This is a genomic window from Streptomyces caelestis (genome assembly GCF_014205255.1).
In the GTDB taxonomy this organism is placed as follows: Bacteria; Actinomycetota; Actinomycetes; order Streptomycetales; family Streptomycetaceae; genus Streptomyces; species Streptomyces caelestis.
On record NZ_JACHNE010000001.1, the window covers coordinates 6487847 to 6505552 of the forward strand.

Annotated in this window: 18 protein-coding genes; 5 read left to right on the forward strand and 13 right to left on the reverse strand. The window is 71.1% G+C overall.

Features of this window, described 5'->3' with window-relative positions:
- The first annotated feature begins 15 nt into the window (after positions 1-15).
- Positions 16-711 carry a GntR family transcriptional regulator gene (locus HDA41_RS29715; protein WP_086601826.1) on the forward strand — a complete coding sequence of 232 codons (696 nt, stop codon included), beginning with the start codon at positions 16-18 and terminating at the stop codon, positions 709-711.
- Positions 712-859: 148 nt separating this feature from the next.
- Here the strand turns inward: HDA41_RS29715 and HDA41_RS29720 are convergent, their stop codons facing one another.
- Positions 860-1141: an HPr family phosphocarrier protein gene (locus HDA41_RS29720; RefSeq protein WP_033308341.1), complete on the reverse strand. Its 282-nt coding sequence runs from the start codon at positions 1139-1141 to the stop codon at positions 860-862.
- A gap of 173 nt (positions 1142-1314) precedes the next feature.
- Between HDA41_RS29720 and HDA41_RS29725 the strand changes: the two genes are divergently transcribed.
- The 4 genes from HDA41_RS29725 to HDA41_RS29740 all read left to right on the forward strand — a co-directional run bounded on the left by HDA41_RS29725 (position 1315) and on the right by HDA41_RS29740 (position 6692).
- Entirely contained in the window at positions 1315-4140 is a 2826-nt protein-coding gene (locus HDA41_RS29725) for a bifunctional acetate--CoA ligase family protein/GNAT family N-acetyltransferase (protein WP_184989276.1), read from the forward strand.
- 74 nt (positions 4141-4214) lie between these two features.
- Complete coding sequence (locus HDA41_RS29730; RefSeq protein ID WP_099054597.1) at positions 4215-4802, forward strand: DUF5998 family protein; 588 nt, start codon at positions 4215-4217, stop codon at positions 4800-4802.
- Entirely contained in the window at positions 4802-5998 is a 1197-nt protein-coding gene (locus HDA41_RS29735; protein WP_184989292.1) for an alkaline phosphatase family protein, read from the forward strand. The genes HDA41_RS29730 and HDA41_RS29735 overlap by 1 nt, the downstream gene beginning before the upstream one ends.
- Positions 5999-6041: 43 nt before the next feature.
- Complete coding sequence (locus tag HDA41_RS29740) at positions 6042-6692, forward strand: thymidine kinase (RefSeq protein WP_184989295.1); 651 nt, start codon at positions 6042-6044, stop codon at positions 6690-6692.
- 30 nt (positions 6693-6722) lie between these two features.
- Here the strand turns inward: HDA41_RS29740 and lpdA are convergent, their stop codons facing one another.
- From lpdA to HDA41_RS43020, 12 genes are all read right to left on the reverse strand, one after another.
- Positions 6723-8129 carry a dihydrolipoyl dehydrogenase gene (gene lpdA, locus HDA41_RS29745; RefSeq protein ID WP_184989298.1) on the reverse strand — a complete coding sequence of 469 codons (1407 nt, stop codon included), beginning with the start codon at positions 8127-8129 and terminating at the stop codon, positions 6723-6725.
- Positions 8130-8148: 19 nt separating this feature from the next.
- Positions 8149-9675 (reverse strand): class I adenylate-forming enzyme family protein, encoded by a 1527-nt coding sequence (locus HDA41_RS29750; RefSeq protein WP_184989301.1) that lies wholly within the window; start codon positions 9673-9675, stop codon positions 8149-8151.
- A 178-nt stretch (positions 9676-9853) separates the two neighbouring features.
- Complete coding sequence (locus tag HDA41_RS29755) at positions 9854-10324, reverse strand: ester cyclase (RefSeq protein ID WP_184989304.1); 471 nt, start codon at positions 10322-10324, stop codon at positions 9854-9856.
- On the reverse strand, positions 10321-11577 hold the full coding sequence (locus HDA41_RS29760; RefSeq protein WP_184989307.1) for an MFS transporter: 1257 nt from the start codon (positions 11575-11577) through the stop codon (positions 10321-10323). Before HDA41_RS29760 ends, HDA41_RS29755 begins: the two co-directional genes overlap by 4 nt.
- Before the next feature lie 10 nt (positions 11578-11587).
- Positions 11588-12031 (reverse strand): 3-aminobutyryl-CoA ammonia lyase, encoded by a 444-nt coding sequence (locus HDA41_RS29765; RefSeq protein WP_184989311.1) that lies wholly within the window; start codon positions 12029-12031, stop codon positions 11588-11590.
- Between the two features lie 9 nt (positions 12032-12040).
- The gene (locus tag HDA41_RS29770) at positions 12041-12514 is read right to left on the reverse strand and encodes a holo-ACP synthase (RefSeq protein WP_184989313.1); all 474 of its coding nucleotides are present in this window, start codon (positions 12512-12514) and stop codon (positions 12041-12043) included.
- An 11-nt stretch (positions 12515-12525) separates the two neighbouring features.
- Entirely contained in the window at positions 12526-13368 is an 843-nt protein-coding gene (locus tag HDA41_RS29775; protein ID WP_184993841.1) for a hypothetical protein, read from the reverse strand.
- 2 nt (positions 13369-13370) lie between these two features.
- A complete protein-coding gene (locus HDA41_RS29780; protein WP_184989317.1) occupies positions 13371-13628 on the reverse strand; it encodes an acyl carrier protein in 258 nt (85 codons plus the stop codon).
- 49 nt (positions 13629-13677) lie between these two features.
- Complete coding sequence (locus HDA41_RS29785) at positions 13678-14949, reverse strand: type III PLP-dependent enzyme (RefSeq protein WP_184989319.1); 1272 nt, start codon at positions 14947-14949, stop codon at positions 13678-13680.
- Positions 14946-15938: a 3-oxoacyl-[acyl-carrier-protein] synthase III C-terminal domain-containing protein gene (locus HDA41_RS29790; protein ID WP_260423670.1), complete on the reverse strand. Its 993-nt coding sequence runs from the start codon at positions 15936-15938 to the stop codon at positions 14946-14948. Before HDA41_RS29790 ends, HDA41_RS29785 begins: the two co-directional genes overlap by 4 nt.
- A 32-nt stretch (positions 15939-15970) precedes the next feature.
- Complete coding sequence (locus tag HDA41_RS29795) at positions 15971-16924, reverse strand: ketoacyl-ACP synthase III family protein (RefSeq protein ID WP_184989325.1); 954 nt, start codon at positions 16922-16924, stop codon at positions 15971-15973.
- Positions 16921-17670, reverse strand: coding sequence for an alpha/beta fold hydrolase (locus tag HDA41_RS43020; RefSeq protein ID WP_417813103.1), 750 nt, complete (start codon positions 17668-17670; stop codon positions 16921-16923). The genes HDA41_RS29795 and HDA41_RS43020 overlap by 4 nt, the downstream gene beginning before the upstream one ends.
- Between the last annotated feature and the right edge of the window lie 36 nt (positions 17671-17706).

A 17706-nucleotide genomic window follows, 5' to 3' on the forward strand; every position in this document is an offset into this window, starting at 1 on the left:
AAACGGAGGTCGGTCATGCGTATTCCCGCGCACTCGGTGTGCACGGCCATCCGGGACGACATCGTCGCGGGTGTCTACGAGCGCGGCAGCCGGCTGACCGAGGAACTCCTCGCCCGCCGCTACGGCGTCTCGCGCGTCCCCGTCCGGGAAGCCCTGCGCACCCTGGAGGCCGAGGGCTTCGTGGTGACCCGGCGGCACGCGGGCGCGTGCGTCGCCGAACCCACCGAGCAGGAGGCCGCCGACCTGCTGGAGATGCGGACGCTGCTGGAGCCGCTGGGCGCGGCCCGCGCCGCCCAGCGCCGCACCGAGGCCCATCTGAAGGTGCTGCGCGGCCTGGTCAGGCTCGGCCAGGAGCGCGCCCGCCGGGGCAACAGCGACGACCTGCGCTCTCTGGGCGGCTGGTTCCACGAGACGCTCGCGCAGGCCTCCGGCAGCCCCGCGCTGACCTCGATGCTCACCCAGCTCCGCCACAAGATCGCCTGGATGTACACCGTCGAGGCGCCGGCCGGTCCCGTGGAGTCCTGGACCGAGCACGGCGCGATCGTGGACGCGGTGGCGCGCGGTGACAGCGAGCGCGCGCGGGCGGTCACGGCACTGCACGCCGAGCGCGCGACGTCCGCGCACCGGCTGCGTTTCGGTTCCGCCGGGGAGCGCGCCGAGCGTGTGAGGAACTCGCAACATCCCGTAAACACGGCGAGCCTGCGGCATTAACACGAGAGCCGTATACAAAGAGCAGGTAATTCGCGGGGGATTACTTACGCTGCCCGTGAACGGGAATTCGACGGCTCGAGACCGGGAATGGCGAAGGGCTCGCCCGATGAATTCGGACGAGCCCTTCGGATCAGGCGCGAAAGAATGCTCAGACGGTCTCGGGCAGTTCCTCGAGCCCCTCGGAGACCAGCTTCGCCAGCCGGTCCAGGGCGGCGTCCGCACCCTCGGCGTCGGAGGCGAGGACGATCTCCTCGCCACCCTGGGCACCGAGGCCGAGGACGGCCAGCATGGAGGCCGCGTTGACGGGCTTGCCGTCTGCCTTGGCGATCGTCACCGGGACGCCTGCGGCCGTGGCGGCTCGGACGAAGATGGAGGCGGGGCGGGCGTGGAGGCCCTCGGCCCAGCCGACGTTGACGCGGCGCTCAGCCATGTGTTGCTGCCCTTCAGTTTTCAGGGTTGTCTAGACCAGTTTCCCATACGTGAAGCTGCCGGAGCGGTCCTGATGTCCCGCCCGGGTGCCGTCGGATCGCGGCCTCGACCCGACTGACGCCCTCCACAGACTGCCTCGCGCCGCTGTCGGACGCCAGACGTACTCTGGGGCCCATGCAGACCTCGCCGGACCGGCACGAGTATCCCGCCCACTGGGAAGCCGACGTGGTGCTGCGCGACGGTGGCACCGCGCGCATCCGGCCCATCACCGTTGATGACGCCGAGCGCCTGGTCAGCTTCTACGAGCAGGTCTCCGACGAGTCGAAGTACTACCGCTTCTTCGCGCCGTACCCTCGCCTGTCCGCCAAGGACGTCCACCGCTTCACGCACCACGACTTTGTGGACCGGGTGGGACTCGCGGCCACGGTGGGCGGCGAGTTCATCGCCACCGTACGCTACGACCGGATCGGCGCGGACGGAACGCCCGCGTCCGCACCCGCCGACGAGGCCGAGGTCGCCTTCCTGGTGCAGGACGCCCACCAGGGCCGTGGCGTGGCCTCCGCTCTCCTCGAACACATCGCCGCCGTCGCCCGCGAGCGCGGCATCCGCCGCTTCGCCGCCGAGGTGCTGCCCGCCAACACCAAGATGATCAAGGTGTTCACGGACGCCGGGTACACCCAGAAGCGCAGCTTCGAGGACGGTGTCGTCCGTCTGGAGTTCGACCTCGAACCCACCGACCGCTCCCTCGCCGTGCAGTACGCGCGCGAGCACCGTGCCGAGGCGCGGTCCGTGCAGCGGCTGCTCGCGCCCGGCTCGGTCGCCGTCATCGGCGCCGGGCGTACGCCGGGCGGCGTGGGCCGCAGCGTCCTCGGCAACATCCGCGACGCCGGCTTCACCGGCCGCCTCCACGCCGTGAACAAGGCACTCCCCGAGGGACAGAAGGAACTCGACGGGGTGCCCGCCCACCGCTCGGTACGGGACATCGACGGCCCCGTAGACCTCGCGGTCGTCGCCGTGCCGGCCGAACACGTCCCCGAGGTCGTCACCGAGTGCGGCGAACACGGCGTGCAGGGGCTGGTCGTGGTCTCCGCCGGCTACGCCGAGAGCGGCAGCGAGGGGCGCGAACGCCAGCGCGCTCTCGTGCGGCAGGCGCGCACGTACGGCATGCGGATCATCGGGCCGAACGCCTTCGGCATCATCAACACCTCCCCGCGGGTACGGCTCAACGCCTCCCTCGCGCCCGAGACGCCGCGTCCGGGCCGGATCGGCCTGTTCGCCCAGTCCGGCGCCATCGGCATCGCCCTGCTGTCCCGGCTGCACCGGCGCGGCGGCGGCGTCACGGGCGTGACCGGCGTCTCCACCTTCGTCTCCTCCGGCAACCGGGCGGACGTCTCCGGCAACGACGTCCTGCAGTACTGGTACGAGGACCCCGACACCGACGTCGTCCTCATGTACCTGGAGTCCATCGGCAACCCCCGCAAGTTCACCCGCCTCGCCCGCCGCACCGCCGCCGCCAAGCCGCTGGTCGTGGTCCAGGGCGCCCGGCACGGAGCCGCTCCCCAAGGACACGCCGTACGGGCCACGCGGCTGCCGCACGCGACCGTCTCGGCGCTGCTGAGGCAGGCCGGCGTCATCCGGGTCGACACCATCACCGAACTGGTGGACGCCGGGCTGCTCCTCGCCCGCCAGTCGCTGCCGGCCGGGCCCCGGGTGGCGATCCTCGGCAACTCCGAGTCGCTCGGCCTGCTCACCTACGACGCGTGTCTCGCCGAGGGGCTGCGGCCGCACCCCCCGCAGGACCTGACCACGGCGGCCTCCGCCGCCGACTTCCGCACGGCCCTGTCGCGGGCGCTGGCCGACGACCGGTGCGACGCGGTGGTCGTCACCGCCATACCGGCGGTGGGGGAGGGTTCGGTCGCGGACGCGGCCCTCGCCGACGCGCTGCGCTCCGCGGTGGCCGCAGCCCCGACCAAGCCGGTCCTGGTGGTACACGTGGAGCTCGGCGGCCTGGCAGAGGCCCTCTCGGCGGCGGCGAGCACGGCACCGCAGGCCGGCGCGGACAGTCCGCCGCAAACCCGCCCCGGCAGCCCCCAGGCCACCCCCCGTCCGGCGCCTCCCGGAGAACCGCCTGAGGACTCCCACCTCATCCCCGCCTACCCCGCCGCCGAACGCGCCGTCCGTGCCCTCGCCCAGGCCGTCACCTACGCGCAGTGGCGGCGCGACGCCTCCGACCCCGGCAAGGTGCCCGAGTACGAGGACATCGACCAGAAGGGCGCAGCCACGCTGATCGACGGACTCCTCGCGCGCGGGCAGGGACTCACCCTCGGCACGGACGAGACCTGCGACCTGCTCGGCCACTACGGCATCGATGTGCACCGCGCCCTGCCCGCCCCGACCACCGACGCCGCCGCCGAGGCGGCCCGCAGCCTCGGCTACCCCGTCGCCCTCAAGGCCACCGCCCCGCACCTGCGGCACCGCGCCGACCTGGGCGGCGTCCGCCTCGACCTCGCGGACGAGGACCAACTGCGGCGGTCGTACACCGAGTTGACCGAGCTGTTCGGAGCACCCGAGGAGCTGCGCCCGGTCGTGCAGCGGATGGCGCCGCGCGGCGTGGACGTCGTCGTACGGGCCGTCATCGACCCCGCGGCCGGAGCCGTGCTCTCCTTCGGGCTCGCCGGGGCCGCCTCGCAGCTGCTCGGGGACACGGCCCACCGGCTGATCCCGGTCACCGACAAGGAGGCGACCTCGCTGGTGCGCTCGATCCGCACCGCACCCCTGCTGTTCGGCTGGCGCGGCTCCGCACCGGCCGACACCCGCGCCCTGGAGGAGCTGCTGCTGCGGGTGTCCCGGCTGGTCGACGACCATCCCGAGGTCGTCGCGGTCACTCTGGAGCCGGTCGTCGTCGCCTCGCACGGCCTGAGCGTCCTGGGCGCCTCCGTCCGCCTCGCGCCACCGCCCGTCCGCGACGACCTCGGCCCGCGGACCCTCCCCGCGTACTGACAGGGGCGAGCCCCGCGTACCGACAGGGGACGAGCGGTGCCTCGCAGTCAGTGGGCCCCCGTAGGATGGGCGTCATGGCCAAGACCAGTACGACGACCCAGGGGCTGCGGGCGGCGATCGAGCGCAGCGGCTACTACCCGGCCCTCGTGGCCGAGGCGGTGGAGGCCGCCGTGGGCGGCGAGCCCATCCGGTCGTACCTGGTCCACCAGGAGACGACGTTCGACCAGAACGAGGTGCGGCGGCACGTGACGGTGCTCGTCCTCACCGACCACCGCTTCATCGTCAGCCACACCGACGAACAGGCCGCCGACAGCACCTCGCCGACGCCGTACGCCACGACGTCGACGGAGTCCGTGAAGCTGAGCCGCATCTCGTCGATCGTGGTCAGCCGCGTGGTCGCCAACCCGGAGTCGTACAAGCCGGGCACGCTGCCCCGCGAGGTCGTCCTCACCATCGGCTGGGGCGCCGTCTCCCGCATCGACCTGGAGCCGGCCGCCTGCGGCGACCCCAACTGCGAGGCGGACCACGGCTACACCGGCAACTCGACGGCGGACGACCTCAGCCTGCGCGTCAGCGAGGCCGGGGACGGACCGGAGACCGTGCGCCAGGCACTCGCCTTCGCGCAGGCCCTCTCCGAGGCGACCGCGGACAGCGCCCGCTGATGGCACAGCCGAACACGGCCTGGGACCACCACCCCGAACCGCTCACCGTCACCTCCGCCCCGGCCCCCGAGTACGGCAGCGGCTCCCTCGCGGACCTGCTGCCCACGCTGGCCGCCGGTCTGGGCGTGCCGGGCATGACCGCCGCCATCCCCGAGCTGACCCCCGCCGACCGGAACTGCGTGTTCCTGATCGACGGCCTCGGCTGGGAGCAGCTCAGGGCGCACCCCGAGGACGCCCCCTTCATGACGTCCCTGCTCGCCACCTCGCGCGGCGGCACCGGACGTCCCCTCACCGCCGGCTACCCGGCGACCACCGCCACCTCCCTCGCCTCCGTCGGCACCGGCCTGCCGCCCGGCGCGCACGGCCTGCCCGGCTACACCGTGCGCAACCCGGACACCGGCGAGCTCATGAACCAGCTGCGCTGGCAGCCGTGGACCCCGCCCGGCGCCTGGCAGCCGTATCCGACGGTCTTCCAACTGGCGCACGAGGCGGGGGTGCACGCCGCGCAAGTGTCGTCCCCGACCTTCGAGACCACCCCGCTGACCAGGGTCGCGCTCAGCGGCGGAACGTTCCTCGGGCGGCTGATCGGCGAGGACCGTATGGACCTGGCGGCCGAGCAACTGGCCGCGGGCGACCGCTCCCTGGTCTACACGTACTTCGCCGAGGTCGACGGCGCCGGCCACCGCTTCGGCGTCGACTCCGACACCTGGCGCGGCCAGCTCATGTACGCCGACCGCCTGGTCCAGCGCCTGGCCGAGCAACTGCCGCCGCGCAGCGCCCTCTACGTCACCGCCGACCACGGCATGATCGACGTGCCGTTCGACGAGGAGCACCGCATCGACTTCGACGAGGACTGGGAGCTGAGCGCCGGAGTCGCCCTGCTCGGCGGCGAGGGCCGCGCCCGGCACGTCTACGCGGTGCCCGGCGCCGCGAACGACGTCCTGACCTGCTGGCGCGAGGTGCTCGGCGAGCAGTTCTGGGTGGCCTCCCGCGACGAGGCCATCGCGGCGGGCTGGTTCGGCCCGAAGATCGACGAACGGGTGTACGGCCGCATCGGCGACGTAGTCGCCGCCGCGCGCGACGACGTCCTGCTCATCGCCTCCGAGCGGGAGCCGAAGGAGTCGGCGATGGTCGGCAACCACGGTTCGATGACCCCCGCCGAGCAGTTGGTTCCCCTGCTCGAAGTACGCTCCTGACGTCCCTCCCCGGCCCCGCACACCGAAAGGTGCTCAACTCGACATGCCTGAGCTGGTCTTCTTCTCCGGAACCATGGACTGTGGGAAGTCGACGCTGGCGCTCCAGATCGCGCACAACCGGTCGGCGAGGGGACTGCAGGCTCTGATCTTCACCCGGGACGACCGCGCGGGGGAGGGGAAACTCTCTTCCCGGCTCGGCCTGGTGACCGACTCGGTGGAGGCGGCGCCGGAAATGGATCTGTACGGCTATGTCGTCGACCAGGTGTCGCAGGGCGGCAAGGTCGACTACTTGATCGTGGACGAGGCGCAGTTCCTCGCGCCGGGACAGATCGACCAGCTGGCCCGGGTCGTGGACGATCTCAATCTTGACGTCTTCGCCTTCGGTATCACTACCGACTTCCGCACCAGGCTCTTCCCGGGCTCCCGGCGGTTGATCGAGCTGGCGGACCGGGTCGAGACGCTCCAGGTGGAGGCGATGTGCTGGTGCGGGGCGCGTGCCACGCACAATGCGCGCACGGTCGGTGGCGAGATGGTGGTGGAAGGGGAGCAGGTCGTCGTCGGTGACGTGAGCGGTTCCGCCGCGGAGGTCGGCTACGAGGTGTTGTGCCGACGTCACCATCGTCGCCGTATGACGAGCGCCTCCGCCCGGGCCGGCGTGCTCTCGCCGGATGTCCTGCCCGTCGTCTCCGCCTGAGTGCCGCCGGCCGCAACGCCCTGTAGTTCTCTACATGTTGATCATGTGACCGGCGAGGCCGTGGATCGCCTCCTTCACCGCTTCCCCGAGCGTGGGGTGCGCGTGAATGTTGCGGGCGACCTCATGCACCGTCAGGTCCCACTGCTGGGCCAGGGTCAGCTCGGGGAGCAGCTCCGTCACCTCCGGGCCGATCAGGTGCGCGCCCAGCAGCTCTCCGTGCCGGCCGTCGCTGATGACCTTGACGAATCCGCTGGGATGGCCGAGACCGTGGGCCTTGCCGTTGGCGGTGAAGGGGAACTTCGCGACCCGGACGTCGAACCCCCGCTCCCTGGCCCCGGCTTCAGTCCAGCCGAAGCTCGCGATCTGCGGCTGGCAGTAGGTGGCGCGTGGAATCATCGTGAAGTCGAGTTCCATGGTCTCGGCGTCCGCGATGGTCTCGGCGGCGACCATGGCCATCGCCTCCGCGGCGTGCGCGAGCATCAACTTCGCCGTGACGTCGCCGATGGCGAAGAGGTGCGGCACGTTCGTCCGGCCGCGGGCGTCGACGTCGATCGCGCCGCGACCGGTCAGCCGTACGCCGGTGTTCTCCAGGCCGTATCCGGTCACGCGCGGGGCGAAGCCGATGGCTTGGAGGACCCGGTCGGCCTCCAGCACCTCCTGCCGGCCCTCGCGGGTCACGGTGACGCGGACCTTGGCGGCCGGGTCGGTGTCGTCGATCGCCTCGACGCGGGTGGACGTGAGCACCTGGATGCCCAGCTTCCGGTAGTGCCGGGCCAGTTCCGCCGAGACATCGGCGTCCTCCAGCGGCACCAGGCGGTCGAGGAACTCGACGATGGTGACCTTGACGCCGTAACTGTTGAGGACGTACGCGAACTCGACGCCGATGGCGCCCGCGCCCGCGATGACGATGCTCTCCGGCAGCGTCTCGGAGAGGATCTGCTCCTCGTAGGTGACGACGCGCTCGCTCAGCGCGGTGCCCGGCAGCAGGCGGGTGGTCGCCCCGGTGGCGATGACACAGTGGTCGAAGGTCACGGTCTCGGTGCCGCCCGCGGCCAACTCCACCCGCAGCGTGTGGTCGTCGGTGAACGTGCCCCGGCCGTCGTACTCGGTGATGCCGTTCTTGTTCATCAGGTAGTGGACGCCCTTGACCCGGCCGTCGGCCACCTTGCGGCTGCGCCGGAACGCCTCCCCGTAGTCGAAGCTGACGCTGCCCTCGACCTTGATGCCGAAGGTTTTCGCCTCGCGGGTGACGATCTGGGCCAGTTCGGCGTTGCGGAGCAGCGCCTTGGACGGGATGCATCCGACGTTGAGGCACACCCCGCCCCAGTACTTCTCCTCCACGACGGCCGTCCGCAGCCCTAGTTGCGCGGACCGCACCGCAGCCGTGTAGCCGCCGGGGCCCGCGCCGAGAACGACGACATCGAAGTGCGTGCTCATGATCTGGTGTTCCCTCTGGTCACGCCGTGCCGGGCAGACCGGAGCGGCCCTCGACGACGGTGGCGAGTTTCTTGCGGTCGACTTTTCCGTTGCCGCTCAGCGGTAGTTCGTCCAGAACGACGCAGCGCCTCGGGACCTTGAACTCCTCGATCTGCTCGCGCATCCTGCCGAGAACCTGCTCGGCGCCGATCTCCGCGACCACGGCGAGGACGGCGGGCCTCTTGCCGGACGGCGGCAGGACGGCGGCGGAGACGACTCCGGGCACCCGGTGGGCGGCGGCTTCGACCTCGGTGGCGCTGACCCGGAAGCCGCGTTCCTTGTACAGGTCGTCGCGCCGACCGGAGAAGTACAGGTAGCCGTCCTCGTCCACGTGGCCGTAGTCACCGGTGCGCAGTTCGGGGAAGAGACCGTCGCGGCGCGGGAAGCGCTGGGCGCTCAGTTCGGGCCGCCGCCAGTACCCGGCCATCACGTGCGGGCCCCGGACGGTGATCTCGCCCACGACACCGGCAGGCACGGGTTCACCGTTGTCGTCGACGATCAGGATCTCGGTGCCGGGCAGCGGCAGTCCGCAGGAACCGGGGCGTTCCAGGTCCCCGTCCGGCGGCATGATCACGGCGCGCTTGCACTCGGTGAGGCCGTACATCACCTGGGCGCGCAGTCCGGGTATCGCGGCGCGCAGGGCGTTGACCGTCTCGGTCGACAGGGCGGCACCGGTGTTGGTCACCAGCCTGAGCGGCGGGCGCTGGGCCGTGGCCCGCTTCAGCAGCCACACCAGCGACTCGGCGACCGACGGGACGGCGGGCAGGACGGTCGCCTTGCTGTCCAGCAGGCTGCGCAGCAGGGCCGGTCCGGCCTCGGCCGCACTGCCGAGGACCACGTGCGCACCGCTGAGGGTGCCGAGGAAGACCTGGTAGAGGCCGTAGTCGAAGGAGAGCGGCAGGGGACAGTAGACGACGTCGTCGTCCTGGTACCGCAGGACCTGCTGGATGGCCCGAGCGGCGAAGACCACCTGCTGATGGGTGCTCACCACGGCCTTGGGAAGTGACGTGGTGCCCGAGGTGTAGATCAGGCAGACCGGGTCGACGGCGAGCGGTTCGGGTACGGCGAGCGGCTCCACGGGGGTGGCCGTGCCCGGCTCGGGGAAGGCGATCGGGAGCAGATCCTCCGGGCCGACGGCGATGACGCCGCGGTCCCGTGCTGCCTGGCGCGACGCGGGGTCCTCGGCGACGACGAGGCTCGGCTCGCAGTCGTCGAGCACATGCTCCAGCGGTACGCCCCGCACCTGCTCGTGGAGGATGGACCACGGGGCGCCGAGGCGGGAGGCCGCGAAGACGAGCGCGGGCACCAGCGGACCCGAGGGCACGGCGACGACCACGCGCCGGCCTCGGCCGAGGCCTTGGGCATGCAGCCAGGCGGCCAGCCGTTGGCCGGCGTCCCGCAGGGCCATGAACGTCGTGGTGGACCCCTGTCTGCTGATGGCCGGGCGCTCGGGCCAGGCCTGCGCGGCGGCGTCCAGGAGATGGTGAAGGAGCGTGTTCTCGGACAACTTGCTCAGTTCCCTTCAGGCGACGACTCCCCCGTCGCCATGTCGAATGGCCCGATCGCCCGGGTGCGGTGCCCGGCCCCCGATCGTGCCGGGACCGGTGTCCGGGTGACGGCGCGCCGGGGCGGCGCAGGGCCGTCCCCGGACGCGTCGTCGGCGCGACCCGTGTGGGTGCGCGAGGTCAGGGTCTTGGCACGGCGCCCAGCTGGGACAGCAGTCCGAGGGCGTCGGACAGCACCCAGTACTCGGCGATCCTGTCGTTCTCGAGACGGACGATGGCCATGCCGGAGTAGCGGACGGCGGTTCCGGGAGCGACGGTCGCGGTGGGGGCGCCACCGGCGTAGGTGCCCGTCACGGTGTACCCGCCGGCGACGAGGTCGCCCTCCCTGAGGGGACCGGGACGCGTGGTGAAGCGCACGTCGTGCAGAAGCGTGCGGACGGCGGTGACCCAGTCGAGCAGGCCGTCGCGGGTGGTGATCTGTCTGGAGTCGGGAAAGCCGAGGTAGCGGGCGAGCTCGGCGCTGTGCACCGTGAAGTCGTCGGCGATGAACTCCGGCGTGTCGGCGAAGTCCACCTCCCCGTTCCACAGGTCGACGAAGCGCTCGAAGAGCTCCTTGCCGTGATCGGTCTGCGCAGGAGGGGTGTGGGTCATGCCTTCGCCCCGGCTTCCGGCGCGGGCGCTCCCGCCGCGTCGGCGGCATCGGCCCTGGCTGCCACCCGGACGCCGACGAGCAGCGGCAGCACCGCGAGCGCGCAGGCGCCGCAGATCGCGCCGATCACGCCGAAGGAGACGCCGTTGTCCAGCAGGAGGGCGGCGATGGTGGTCGCCAGCGTCATTCCGCCGTACTGGGCGGAGCTGTTGAGTGCCAGCGCGGTGCCGCGCATCTCCGGCCGCAGCTCGCTCACCAGGGCGTTGAGGGAGGGCTGGCCGACGCCGACCGCCGTACCCCACACGATGAAGACGATGAGCACGGGGACGAGGTGGTCGCCGATGAGGGCCACGGAGGTCACGCCGGCGGCCGCGACCAGGGCGGCCGCCACGATCACGGTGCGCTTGCCCAGCTTGTCCGCGATACGGCCGCCCAGCAGGGCACCGGCCATGCTGCCGGCGCCCGATCCCATGATGGCGAGACCGGTCTGCGCCTCGTTGAACCCGAAACGCTCGGCGTAGAAGACACCGATGTTGGAGAACATGCCGTACAGCGCGAAGGCCCACAGCAGGGTGCAGCCGAGCACACAGAGCACGGCGGGTGTCGTCACGGCGCGGCCGATCATGGCGAGGTAGACGGCCACGGGGCTCTTGGCGCTCTGCTGCTGTGCTGCGGGCGGCCCGGTCGCGGGGATCATTGCGAGCACCAGTGCGCAGACGAGGACGGCCACCCCACCGACGGCGAAGAACGCGACGCGCCAGCCCAGGAGATGGGCGAGGTAGGAGCCGAGCGGCACACCGATGACGGTGGAGCTGAGCAGACCCGCCACCACGATGCCCATGACCTTGCCCCGGCGCTCGAACGGGAAAGTGTCCGCGATCATCGCGTATACGCTCGGCATGATCATCGCGGCGCCCAGGCCGGCGAGGGCCCGGCAGGCGAGCAGCAGGGTGAACTCGGAGGTGAGGCCCGTCAGGGCGTTGCCGAGGGCGAAGACGACGAGGCCGCTCGTGAGGATCGTGCGTCGGCCCAGCCGGTCCGACATGGCGCCGCACAAGGGGGCCGCGAGCGCGAACAACAAGGCGTAGGCGCTGACGAAGAGACCACCGAGCCGCGCCTCGGTTCCGGTGTCCTCGGCGATGGCCGGCACAAGCGGAACGGTGATCATCGAATCCAGGCCCACCAGGAAGGCGCTGGTCACCGCTACGAGCAGCACCCGGCTGGGCTGCGGGGACGTGTTTGTGGATAAGGACATGACACCTTTCTCACTCTGCTCGGGACACGTCGGCGCTCGCCGTCCTCCCGGCGCCGGCGGACGGCCGCCGCGCGGCGTCTCGGGGAATCACGGCGGTGCCCACCGCCCGGCAGACGACCACGGGTTCCCCGAGCAGCTCGGCTCGGGTGGCCCCTTGCTCGTACCGGGCGGCAATGTATTTACGTGCCGTGAATTCCACGACGCGCCGGAGTCTACTCCTGCCCACCAGAAGTCCGCTCACCTCAATGTAATCACCGACATACACCGGCGTCTTGAATTCGATCTCACTGTAGCCACTGAGCAGACCTTCGTCCCCGTCTATTCGAACGGTGATCTCCGTCACAACGTCGCCGAATAATTGAAGTATCCGGGCGCCGTCAACAAGATTTCCGCCGTAATGGGCGTCCTTTTGAGCCATTCGCACGCGTAGCGTCGCGGCAACCGTTTCAGACATACTTGGACCTCACTCCGACCGTCCGCTCCGCACCGACTCGCGCAGGACGATTTCCTCCAGGATCGTCCGCGCGGTCCCCCTGACGTCACCGGCTCGTGACGCCGGCTCGTCGTCGCCGTGGCCCAGGGCCACGGCGACGACGTACTCCCCCTTGTGAGCGATGGACAGCGTCAGGTCCGACAGCTCGATCTCCGTCGCCCTGCGCTGTGCCGCCCCGGTCAGCCGCACCACCGGCGCGGACCGTGCCCCGCGGGCGATGCAGATGTGCCGGGGCATCAGCCCGTCGCGGCACCCCGTGCCGAGCACCTTGAGCACCGCCTCCTTGGCGGCGAACCGGCCGGCGAGGAACTCCCGTGCCCGCTCCCGGCCGAAACCGTCGGCGAGTGCCAGCTCCTCCGCGGCGTAGGTGTACCGGCGGAACCAGGGGCGGGTCTGAAGGCGGTCCAGTTCGCCCAAGCCGAGGACATCGATCCCGATGCGCATCCGGGGCTGCCCTACCCGGCCCGGCCGGGAGCCGAGGGCGAGCGGAACACGGCCAGCTGCCCCTCCTTCGTCAGCGGATCGACGTCGCAGAGGACCACCGTGGCGGCGTCCCGGCGCCAGTCCCGCCAGTGACGGGCCAGTTCCAGCCAGACACTCGTGCAGTAGCTGGTGTCCCCGGCGCGGCTGATCCGCGCCCCGGCCGCGTCCACCGCGCCGTCCTGCACGCCCGGGCCGAGCACCAGCAGCGTCCCGGCCGGGTCGGCGGCGGCCAGCTCTCTCAGCCGGGCGGCGGTGTCCTCCGGGGACGCGAACGACTCGACGCCGGACAGGGCCGGTCCGTCCTCCCCGCCCGGCTCTCCGGCGTCGCCGAGGACGAGCAGGACACCGGAGTCGGTCAGGTCCCGGGTGTCCACGAGCGGATGAGGAGTCGGCAGGGTGGTCTGCTCCAGGACCGCGAGCACGGCCCGTCGCGCCCGGCCGGCGCGCTGGTAGGCGGCGATGATCCGCAGGGCCGTGAACGGGGCCGCGAGGCCCTGTTCGGATACGCAGAAGCTCTGCGCCGCGCCGCCGAGCAGCATGTTCAAGTGCGAGGCGACCGCGGTGAACGGGTGCACGTCGGGCAGGGCATGGGTGACGACCACCAGGTCCGCCGGCCTGTCGATCCCGTCCGCCGTGACCAGGTGGTCCACGAGGTCGCGGTGGGACACGTTGGCCCCCTCGCGCAGGCGCTGCTCGTCGACGGTGGAACCGAACGGCTCCACCAGGTCACGGAAGAAGCCGACGATGGACGGATCGTCGTGGTACGGCCGGCGGGGCGGGTTGGCGACCGCGGCGGCCGAGCGCAGGACCGGCATCGTCACTTCCCCTCGCCGAGCAGTCGCTGAAGGTACGCGGTGAGCGTGCCCACGGTCATGAAGTCGTCCATGTCCAGGGTCTCGGGGTCGATGGCGACGTTCATGCTGTCCTCCAGGGACATGAGCATCTCCATCACCGAGGTCGAGTCCAGGTGCAGGTCCTCGAAAAGCCGCATGTCAGCGGTGAGCCCGCTGACTTCGCGTTCGAGCACCTCGGTGAGCGCGGTCTCGACCGACTCCACGACTGCCGTGTTCTCCATGGGGTTCCATCCTCTTGTCGAAAAGCCGAATACCGGGGGAGCGGAAACGTCAGAAAGTGATGAGGTGCTGCTTGCCCAGCAGGTCGTCCACGACGTCCCGGCGGCGCACCAGATGGGCGGTGCCCTGGTGGACCATGACCTCGGCCGGGAACCCGTGGCTGAGGAAGAGCCCGGGGGACGCCGACGGCCCGTACGCTCCGGAGCGCTCCACCCCGATGAGGTCCCCGGGACGCACCTCGGGCAGCGCGACCCGCTTGCCGATGACGTCGTTGGGTGTGCAGAGGGGGCCGGTGACCGTGTACTCGCCGGTGGGTTCCTCGTGGTACCGGCTCAGCGAACGGATTGGGAAATTCCGCTTGACGAAGCTGCCCACCCCGACGGCGGCCATGTGGTGGTTGGTGCCGCCGTCGGCCACGACGAACCGCTCGCCCATGGATTCCTTCACGTATCGCGCCCGGGTCACGTACGTCCCGCACCCGGCGGTGAGGTACCGGCCGAGCTCGTTGATCAGCCGGCAGTCGGGATGGTCCTCCAGGAATGGGGTGACCGTCGCCTCGATGCCCGCCGCGAGTTCCGGAATATTCAGGTCCGGTTCATTGTCGAAGTACGGCACGCCGAAGCCTCCGCCGAAATCGACGAGACTCAGTTCGATTCCAGTCTCGTCGGCAAGGGACGACGCGACGGCGAGAATCTCACGGGTGTTGTGGACCAAATCCTCATGGCGAAGGAAACGCGTTCCCATATAGGCGTGGAAACCGGTGACCCGGGTGCGCCGCAGCCCCTTCAGCACCCTCCTGGCATTGCGCAGCAGGGCCACGTCGATGCCGAACTGGCGTGGTTTTCCGCCCATCGCCAGCCCCGACCCCTTGGTGTGGAAGTCCGGATTGACGCGCAGCATGACCGGTACGTCGGCGCGGCCGGCCGCCACGGCCATCTCGTCGACCTCCGCCAGTTCCTCCAGTGACTCGCACACGATGGCGCGCAGCCCCGCGGCCACACACGCCTCGAGTTCCGCGCGGGTCTTGCCGGGGCCCAGGAAGATCGTGTCCTCGGGCGCGATACCGGCCCGCCGCGCAGTCTCCAGCTCGACCAGCGACGACACCTCGGCGCCCGCGCCGAGGCTGCCGAGGTAGCCGCAGACACTGATGTTGGGGTTGGCCTTGAGCGACAGATAGATGTCGACCGCGGGGTGCGTCAGACCGCGCAGTTCCTCGTAGGTGCGGCGCAGGACGTCCGTGTCGTACACGTACAGTGGCGTGCCGAACTCGTCGGCGATCGCCGACACGGGCAGCCCCTGCACATGGAATTCGGTGGTGGTCATGCCGCTTCCCTCCCCGCGTCCCGCTCCGTCCCCGCCGGAGTGATGGACGCCCCGTGAGTGATGACCATGGCCGCGAAGGTGGCGCCCAGGCCGACGGTCGCGAACAGGTAGTGCCGTCCCGGAACCAGCCGGCCGGCCTCCCGCAACGTCGTGTGGTTGAGGAAGACGTCCGAGGCGAAGCAGTGGCTGAATCGCTCCACGTTCTCCAGGAACACCTGCTCGCGCGGTATGCCCAGCTCGCTGATCGTCTGACGCCACGACTGCAGGTTGACGTTGTGCGGAACGACCAGGTCGATGTCCGCGAACTCGATCCCCGCCTCGGCGACGGCCCGGCGCATGACCTTCGCGAGTTCCGGCGCGTACACCTTGGAGAAGCGCAGCGACCTCTCCTCGTCCAGCAGCATCGCGGCCGAGAACTCGCCCACTGTACGGGTGACGTAGGACCGCACCGCGTCGCCCGCCCCGTCCAGCGTGACGAGACAGGCCGCCGCGGCGTCGCCCATGATGGCCACGTCCTCGATGAGCTGGATCTTGGGCGAGAACGCCTGCTCCCCGGTGACGACCAGAGCGCAGTCGCCCGGCCTGCCCTCCGTCCGCAGCAGTTCACCGGCCACGTCGACGGCGGCCATCCCGCTCGCGCAGTTCTGGTGGCTCAACCCGAAGGCCTCGGCCCGGTGCAGCCCGAGCCGGTCCCTGATCTCCCGTGCGGGATCGATGTGCGCCGGCGTCACCGCCTGCGTGGTGTGGGCGTAGAGCACATGCCGGACCCGGCTCGCGGTGCTCTCGTCGGCGACCACGCGGCGGGCCGCCGGCAACACCACGTCGTAGAGGCTCAGTTCCGGGTCGAAGCGGATCTCCTTGAGGCCGTGCACCCGCTGGAAAAGCCGGAGCTTGGTACGGCGCAACCCCAGCCGGTCCACCAGGTTCTCGATCGGCACCCGGCGCTCGGGCGCGAAGGACGCGATCGCCTCAAGGGTCGTGACTCCCATGCTCACTGTCGAACCCCTCCCTCTGTTCGTGGTCATCGCGGCCCCCGGTAGGTCAGGACAGCGGCGTTGAAGGTGGCACCCGCACCGACCGAGGCCATCACGTAGTGCCGGCCCTCCGTCAGCCGGCCTTCCTCGCGCAGCGTCGTGTAGTTGACGAAGACGTCGGAGGCGAAGCAGTGGCTGTACCGCGCGACGTTGTCCAGGAAGACGCGCTCGGCCGGGACGTCCAGCTCCGCGATGGTCTGCCGCCACGCCATCAGGTTGACGTTGTGCGGGATGATCAGGTCGATGTCGGGCAGCGTGAGCCCGGCCTCGTCGACGGCCCGCCGGACCACCTCCGCAAGCGTCGGAGCGTACGCCTTACCGAACCGGGCCAGATCTTCGGCGGGCAGTGAGACAAGATCCGAGAACTCGCCGAGGGTACGGCTGACATGGGACAGGACGGGGTGGCCCGTGCCGCCCGCCGCGACCAGGCAGGCCGCGGCGGCCTCACCCATGATCGCGGTGTTGGGAACCAGCCGGACCAGCGGGGAGAATGACTTCTCGCCCGTCACCACGAGCACCCGGTCGCGGGGGTCGCCGCCGTGCAGCAGCGCGGCGGCGACCCCCAGGGCGCCGAGCCCGGTGGCGCAGTTCTGCTGCGTCAGTGAGAACGCCTCGGCGTGACCGAGCCCGAGCCGGTCCCGCACCTCCCGGGCGACGTCCGTCGTCGGCGGTGCCACTTGGTGGATGGCCCGGGCATGGATCACGTACCGCACCCGGTGCGGCTCGGCGAGCCCGGCCACCATGTCCCGGGCCGCCGATACCACCAGGTCCACCAAGGGAAGTTCGTCGTCGAGCCGCAGTGTGTGCAGTCCATGCACTCTGCGGAACAGCGAGACCTTCGCCCGGCTCAGACCGAGAGGCCGTGCCATCGCCTCCACCGCGACCGTTCGGCCGGGCATGGCGGACTCGATCCTCTCCAGGGTCAGCAGGGGCCGGGTCATGCGCCCTCCCCGCCCCGGTCCGCAGCGAGGGCCGCCCGCAGCCACTCGTCCACCGCCCGGGCCGTCGTCGCCGCGTGCTCGCCCAGCATGGTGAAGTGGTCACCGGGGACGTCGACGACCGTGTCAGCCAGCGGCCAGCGCGGCCGGTCGTGCGTTCCGGAACGCTCCTGGGCCCGCACCAGCAGGGTGGGCACCCCGGCGCCCTCCGGGTCCCAGCCGTCGAAGGCACGCAGATAGCCGCCCATCGCGATCAGCCGGTGGTCGTCCATCCAGACGCTGCTCTCCGGGGCGAGCATCTGGTCGGCCACCATGGAGAGATCGTCCAGGTCCAGGGGACAGGCGAGGGTGTCGATCAGCACCACCGCGCGGGGCGCCGCGCTCCGCTCCACCAGCCGCCGCGCTACGGCGTGGGCGATCCACCCGCCGGTGGACCGGCCGAGGAGCACCAGCCCCCGGTCCCCGGCGAGATCCAGGGCGGCCTGCGCCTGTGCGTCGGCCAGGGCCGTCAGCGACGCGGGCAGCCCCTCGCCGGGAGCGAATCCGGGAAGCGGCGGAACCGACACGGCGCGGCTCGGCAGAGCGGTGGTGAAGGCTGCGTACTCCTGCGGCCCGGAGATCGCGATCATGGAGGGGAAGCAGACCACCACGGGGCCGTCCTCCGGCCCGGCGGCCTTCGGGAAGGCGGTCGGTGCCGCGCTCCCGTCGAGAGTCGGCCGCAGCCGGGACGCCGTGACCAGCAGATCCACCGCGTCCCCGAGCCGGTGCCGTTCGTGGGCGTCGCG